1 protein-coding gene is annotated in these 1,046 nt (G+C 66.8%); it reads left to right on the forward strand.

What is annotated here, in order from left to right; translation table 11 throughout:
- Positions 1 to 55: 55 nt before the first annotated feature.
- The gene (locus DDF67_RS00010; protein WP_109098934.1) at positions 56 to 1,033 is read left to right on the forward strand and encodes an IS5 family transposase; all 978 of its coding nucleotides are present in this window, start codon (positions 56 to 58) and stop codon (positions 1,031 to 1,033) included.
- Positions 1,034 to 1,046 lie beyond the last annotated feature (13 nt).

A 1,046-nucleotide genomic window follows, 5' to 3' on the forward strand; every position in this document is an offset into this window, starting at 1 on the left:
GTGTTGCGAAATTAGCCGATTGTGATTCCCTGGGTTTAGTACGGGGAGGCCAGGCATGGCGGTGAAGCAGACGGGTCAGTTCAGTTTCGCCGAGGCGCTGATGCCGGTGGGGGCGGGCCGTAACGATCAGCTGGAGCGGCTGCACGGGCTGGTGCGCTGGTATCGTTTCGAGAAGGTGCTGTCGGGCTTGCGCGACGACGGCCCGGGACGGGCGGCCTGGCCGGTGCTGGTGATGTTCAAGGCGCTGCTGCTGCAGGCTTTGTACGGGCTCTCGGAGCGAGAGCTGGAGGCGGCTCTGGATGACCGTCTGTCGTTCCGCCGGTTCGTGGGACTGTCGATCGAAGACGCGATCCCCGACCACACGACGCTGAACCGCTTCCGCAACGGCCTGATCGGTGCGGGCCTGCTGGAGAAGCTGTTTTCGGAGCTGGACCGGCAACTGGATCAGGCGGGGATGATCCTGCGCCGGGGCACGATGCTGGACGCCACCCTGATCGAGGCGGCGTCGGTTCCGCCCAGCGACGGGCGCGACGGGCGTGAGCCCAGGCCCGGCCGAGACCCCGACGCAGCCTTCGCCAAGCGCTCGGGCAAGCCGGGATCGACCTACGGCTACAAGGCTCACGTCGGCGTCGACGAAGGATCGGGCCTGATCCGCTCGCTGATCACGACCCCGGCCAACGTCAACGACACCGTCCCGGCCGACGCCCTGATCCTGGGCGATGAAAAGGTGGTGTGGGCCGACAGCGCCTATCACACCCACGCCCGTCAGCGCCGCCTGAAAGAGGCCAAGATCAAGCCGCGCCTGATGCGGCGGCCCAATAAGCACCACCCCGATCTGCCGCCCAGGCTCAAGCGCTACAACGACCTGATCGCCCGAAGAAGGGCGGCTGTGGAGACCACCTTCGCCACCCTCAAGAACCGCATGAACCTGCGCGTCATCCGCTATGTCGGCCTGACAAAGGCCCGCGCCCAAGTCCTGATGGCCGCCATCGCCTTCAACCTGCGCCGCTGGACCGCACTCACCGCGACCTGAGCGGAGGCTTCCA

Source organism: Caulobacter endophyticus, from assembly GCF_003116815.1.
GTDB lineage: Bacteria > Pseudomonadota > Alphaproteobacteria > Caulobacterales > Caulobacteraceae > Caulobacter > Caulobacter endophyticus.